The sequence below is a fragment of the Sediminibacterium salmoneum NBRC 103935 genome (genome assembly GCF_000511175.1).
GTDB classification, from domain to species: domain Bacteria; phylum Bacteroidota; class Bacteroidia; order Chitinophagales; family Chitinophagaceae; genus Sediminibacterium; species Sediminibacterium salmoneum.
The window spans coordinates 2,348,764-2,354,786 of sequence record NZ_KI866530.1 but is presented as its reverse complement, the minus strand read 5'-3'; the positions used below and the strand labels follow the sequence as shown (position 1 = coordinate 2,354,786).

Below are 6,023 nucleotides of genomic sequence, written 5' to 3'. Positions count from 1 at the left end.
CATACATTATACGAAGTTATACGAGACCTGGGGCACCGCAAGAATCTATTGAATCCCAATTATAGCAAAATGGGGATTAGTTCCCTCCAACTAGACGGAGATCAAACACTTATCGTGCAAGAACTGGGCTGTGAGGAGACAATTAAATAAGAGGCAGGCACTCCAGAAGGTTCCACGAATCACCGTTCCGATCCGGAACATTTTTTAAATATTCCACTAATCCCGTTTCACAGTAGAACGCACCTGTTCCACGGGCAACCGTTTCACCATGAAACATTTTAGTGTGTGTTCCACGAATCACATTTACCTTTGGGGAATGAAAGGAACGGACAACAAGAATGAAAAAAGAAAATGGCAGGTTGCATTCAGGCGGTTCGTACTGGAAGGAAGCCCCAGTGAACAATATGCACCTTACTTTGGACTACATAGAAAAGCATTGAGAGAATGGTTTGAGTCGCAGTTTGTAAACAACCAAAGCTGGGAGAACTTTGGATCTGCCTGGCAATTTGAACACGTGATTCCTGTTTCCTTTTTTGATACCTCCTTAGAGGATGAGCTGAAACTATGCTGGAACTATTTGAACATTAGGGTAGCTTCATTGGAGGGAAATGGAAGTTTTACAGACTTGTCTTTTGCTAAAGCCTATTTTAAAAAGCTCTATGCAGATACGGGATTTTCGGGGGCCGCCAAGTTTATTGCAAAAATTGAATCCATCACAAATAATAATCGGGTGGGGCTAACCGAAAAACAATTGGCGTTTATTCAAACCAACAAGAAAGACCTGGAATCAATTCCTGGTTTTACTATAGAGGAATATGCGCAATACCTGGAAACAGAATCCGCCCAGGCAATTCTTACAGAAAGAGAAATCCTAAAAAAATTCGGTTAGGGGGAATCCTATAATATCTTTGCACTATGTTTTCAAAATACGATGTTATTGTAGTAGGCGCAGGTCATGCCGGTTGTGAAGCTGCAGCGGCCGCTGCCAATCTGGGTAGTTCTGTTTTATTGGTTACTATGAATATGCAAACCATTGCACAAATGAGTTGCAACCCCGCAATGGGTGGAATTGCCAAAGGTCAGATTGTTCGCGAGATTGATGCATTGGGTGGTTACAGTGGAATCATTACCGACCTAAGCACCATTCAATTCAGGATGCTAAACATGAGTAAGGGGCCGGCAATGTGGAGTCCGAGAGCACAAAACGATCGTATGTTATTTGCTGCAAAGTGGAGAGAGTGGTTAGAGAAAACACCTAATGTAGATTTTTACCAGGATATGGTAAAAGAGATCATCATCAAAAACAATAAAGCCTGCGGAGTCGTAACCGGACTGGGTCATGAGATTATGGCTGAATCGGTTGTGGTTACCAGCGGTACATTTTTAAATGGTGTGATCCATATTGGAGAAAAACAATTTGGGGGAGGAAGAGTGGCAGAAAAAGCAGCAACCGGAATTACGGAGCAGCTGGTTTCTTTGGGGTTTGAAAGCGACAGATTGAAAACAGGAACACCTCCCAGAGTAGACGGGAGAAGCCTCCATTATTCCAAAATGGAAGAACAGAAAGGAGACGAACATATTGTTGGTTTTTCTTATATGAATATTCCCAGAGTAAAGGCTGAACAACAAAGAAGCTGTTTCATAACTTATACCAACAGTACGGTTCACGATTTATTGAAAACAGGTTTTGACAGATCTCCCATGTACCAGGGAAGAATTGAAGGAGTTGGTCCAAGATACTGTCCCAGCATTGAAGATAAAATCAGCAGATTCGCAGACAGAGATCGTCACCAGTTATTTGTGGAACCCGAAGGTTGGGATACGGTAGAAATTTACGTCAATGGATTTTCGACCTCTCTGCCTGAAGAAGTACAAATGGCCGCCTTACGTCAGGTACCGGGATTTGAAAATTGTAAAATATTCAGACCGGGTTACGCTATTGAGTATGACTATTTTATGCCAACACAGTTAACACACGCACTGGAAACAAAAAAAATTAGCAACTTATTTTTCGCGGGACAAATCAATGGTACAACAGGTTATGAAGAAGCGGCCTGCCAGGGATTAATAGCTGGTATTAATGCTCATCAAAAAGCAAAAAATAAAGAACCCTTTATTCTGCAAAGATCAGAAGCATATATAGGTGTATTAGTAGATGACCTTATTAATAAAGGAACTGATGAACCTTACAGAATGTTTACCAGCAGGGCCGAGTTCAGAACCTTACTTAGACAAGACAATGCTGATTTAAGATTAACTGAAAAAAGTTTCAGGATTGGTCTGGCTTCAGAAGAAAGAATGCGTTCGGTCTCTGATAAAAAAGCTCATGTTGAAGAAATTAAAAAAACAATGAGCAACTATGCTGTTGAGCCAGACTTAATCAACCCCTATTTCTCTGCCATACAATCAGCAGCCTTAACAGAAAAACAAAAAGCTGCTAAAATAATATTACGACCAAACGTAACATTGGAAGACATGACTTCCCATTTGCCTGAATTGGCGGATAGTTTAAAAACTTATACAGAAGATGAACTATTACAGGCAGAAATACAAATTAAATATGAGCGCTATATTGAAAAAGAGCAACAGCTGGTAGATAAAATGAGTGATTTGGAAAATATGAAGATTCCAGCGGAGTTTGATTTCACGAAACTTTCAGCTCTATCCAATGAAGCCATGCAAAAATTAAAAAAGATTCAACCGGCAACACTAGGACAAGCTAGCAGAATAAGTGGTGTTAATCCAAGTGATATTCAAATTCTGATGGTATATATGGGAAGATAAAACCCTTTCATCCACTCATCATATTAACAAAAACCAAGATTCCATAAGAAGGACAATTTTAGTAGCTTTAGAATCCTACTAAATCGACCTTACTTATGAGAAAAATCAAGATGTTGTTTTCTTGTTTGGTACTCACAACTATGTTGCGGGCCCAAGAAACATTCCCGGTAAATGGTGTAGCAGATAAAAGAGATGGCTGCTATGCATTTACAAATGCCACAATTGTAAAAGATGCTCAAAACACGATTACCAATGGTAGTCTTGTTATTAGAGATGGTAAAATTATTGCAGTTGGTACAAATGTGTCTATACCCAAGGATGCAGTAGTAATTGACTGTAAAGATAAATTCATCTATCCTTCTTTTATTGATATCTATTCCGACTACGGAATGCCTCAGGTTCAACGTCCAACAGGTGGTGGCTTTGGTGGACCCGCTCAATTAACCAGCAACCAAAAAGGAGCATATGGCTGGAACCAGGCAATTAAAACAGAGGTAAATGCTTATAAATTATTCAGTGTTGATGATGCAAAAGCAAAAACATTAAGAGAAGCTGGTTTCGGAACAGTACTTACACACCAGAGAGATGGTATTGCCCGTGGAACCGGAAGCGTTGTTACTTTATCCAATGAAAAGGAAAACTTTGTAATAGTTAAAGACAAAGCAAGTGCACATTACTCATTTAGCAAAGGAAGCTCTACTCAAACCTATCCTTCTTCTTTAATGGGGTCTATTGCATTACTTCGCCAAACCTACAATGATGCTGCCTGGTATAAAAACAATCCGGAAGCTGCAAACAAAGAAGGATATAATATCAGTTTAAAATATTTTAACGATCAGCAAACCCTCCCTCAGATTTTTGAAGCACAAGACAGAGGCGTTGATCTGTGGAATTTAATGAGAGCCGACAGAATTGGTGACGAATTCGGTGTTCAGTATATTCTTAAAGCTACCGGTAAAGAATATCAGCGAATTAAAGAAGTAGCTGCTACCAAAGCACCGTTAATTGTAAACCTGAATTTCCCTCAGGCGCAGGACGTTGAAGACCCCAATGATGCAAGATTGGTTTCATTAGCCGATATGAAAAACTGGGAATTAGGACCAAGCAACCCTGCGGCCATTGAAAAAGCGGGTATTCCCTTCTGTTTAACATCCGCTGATTTAAGAGACCCTAAAACATTTTTAGCCAATCTTAGAAAAGCAATGGAATATGGATTGAGTGAGAAAGCCGCTATGGAAGCCCTTACTAAAAATCCGGCTACCTGGTTAGGTGTGTATGATAAAGTAGGTAGTATTGACGAAGGTAAGATTGCCAATTTCATGATTACCAGTGCCCCCGTATTTTCTGAAAAAGCTGTGATATTACACAACTGGGTAAATGGAAATAAATATGCTATTAAGGAAGACGCCTGGTATTCTATTAATGGTAACTACAAATTATCGGTTCAAAATGCAGAAGGAATACAGGATTACAATTTAGAAGTTAAATCTAACAGTTCTGCAACACTGGTTGGAAAAGATACTTTGGCTGTTCGATTTACTTATGATGGTAAAAATGTAAAAATCAATTTTGCTCCACAACAAAGAAGAGCTGCTGGAACGGGCAGACCTGGAATGGGCGGTGCAGCTAATGCATCAGCAACACTCCCTCCAAATGCAAATAAATTGAGTGGCTATTCAAATGGCAAAACCTGGAATGGTACCGGAGTAGATTCTCTGGGTAATGCGGTTACATGGATTGCTGAACTAATTAGCCTGACTACTGCAAAAGCTGAAGAAGCTAAACCAAAGACTGCACCAAAAACGGGTAAATCTTTTTATCCTTTTACCGCATTTGGTAATGACGAGGAAAATATACCAAAACCAGAAACCATCTTATTTAAAAATGCAACCGTATGGACCAGTGAAAAACAAGGAAAACTGGAAGGAACCGATGTTTTGGTTAAGAACGGAAAAATTGCAAAAATTGGTAAGAACCTAAGCGAAGCGGGAGCAAAACAAATTGATGCAACCGGTAAACATTTGACTGCTGGTATTATTGACGAACACTCTCATATTGCATCTGCCTCAACCAATGAAGGCGGTCAATCTGTAACATCAGAAGTTAGAATGCAGGACAACCTGGATCCTGATGATATTAATATTTACAGACAGTTGAGTGGTGGTGTAACCAGCTCTCATATTTTACATGGATCTGCTAATACCATCGGTGGTCAGACCCAATTAATTAAACTTCGCTGGGGTACAGATGATAAAGGATTAATATTTGAAGGATCTGATCCTTTCATCAAATTTGCTTTAGGTGAAAACGTAAAACGTTCTTCTTCTACTCAGGGAAATGTTAGATTTCCTGATACTCGTATGGGAGTAGAACAAGTATTGAACGATGCATTTAACCGAGCTAAAATATACGAAGCTGCTAAAAAGGAACACGAGGCAAATGCTAAGAAAAAGGGAGCCGCTACAAGTACATTCAGAAAAGATCTTGAATTAGAGGCCTTGGTTGAAATTATGAACAGCAAACGTTTCATTACCTGTCATAGCTATGTAGCAAGCGAAATTGTTGTGGCATTGAGGGTGGCTGAAAAATATGGATTTAAAGTAAATACATTCACCCATATACTGGAAGGATATAAGGTTGCTGACAAAATGAAAGCACATGGTGCCAATGTATCTACCTTCTCAGACTGGTGGGCATACAAGAATGAAGTACAGGATGCAATTCCTTACAATGCAGCAATTATGCAAAAGGTAGGTTTAAATGTTGCTATTAATTCAGATGATGCTGAAATGGCCAGAAGATTAAATCAGGAAGCAGCTAAAACCGTTAAGTATGGTGGAGTTAGCGAAATTGATGCCTTAAATATGGTTACCATTAACCCTGCGAAAATGTTGCATGTAGACAACAAAGTAGGAAGTATTAAAGAAGGTAAGGACGCTGATTTGGTTCTATGGTCTGATCATCCTTTAAGCATTTATGCCAAGTCGTTGTATACTGTTGTAGATGGAACTATCTATTTTGACAGAGCCAAAGACGAAGCAATGCGTAAAGAAGTAAAAGCAGAGCGTACCCGTTTAATTAATAAAATGGTAGGTGAAAAAAGAGGCGGGGCAGCTGTTGCTCCTTTTACACCCAGTTACAAATACATTCATACCTGTTTAGACCATGGTCATAAACTGGGTTTACTGGAAATTGAAGCTGGTGAAGAAGAAATGGAACACAATAGCAACCACTAAAAA

General features: G+C 39.4%; 3 protein-coding genes. All 3 read left to right on the top strand.

The features are described from left to right. Positions 1-316 precede the first annotated feature (316 nt). Positions 317-889 carry a hypothetical protein gene (locus P767_RS0111020; protein WP_026764541.1) on the top strand — a complete coding sequence of 191 codons (573 nt, stop codon included), beginning with the start codon at positions 317-319 and terminating at the stop codon, positions 887-889. Between the two features lie 26 nt (positions 890-915). Then, on the top strand, positions 916-2,784 hold the full coding sequence (gene mnmG / locus P767_RS0111015; RefSeq protein ID WP_026764540.1) for a tRNA uridine-5-carboxymethylaminomethyl(34) synthesis enzyme MnmG: 1,869 nt from the start codon (positions 916-918) through the stop codon (positions 2,782-2,784). A gap of 95 nt (positions 2,785-2,879) precedes the next feature. Next, the gene (locus P767_RS0111010; RefSeq protein WP_026764539.1) at positions 2,880-6,020 is read left to right on the top strand and encodes an amidohydrolase family protein; all 3,141 of its coding nucleotides are present in this window, start codon (positions 2,880-2,882) and stop codon (positions 6,018-6,020) included. Positions 6,021-6,023: the final 3 nt, after the last annotated feature.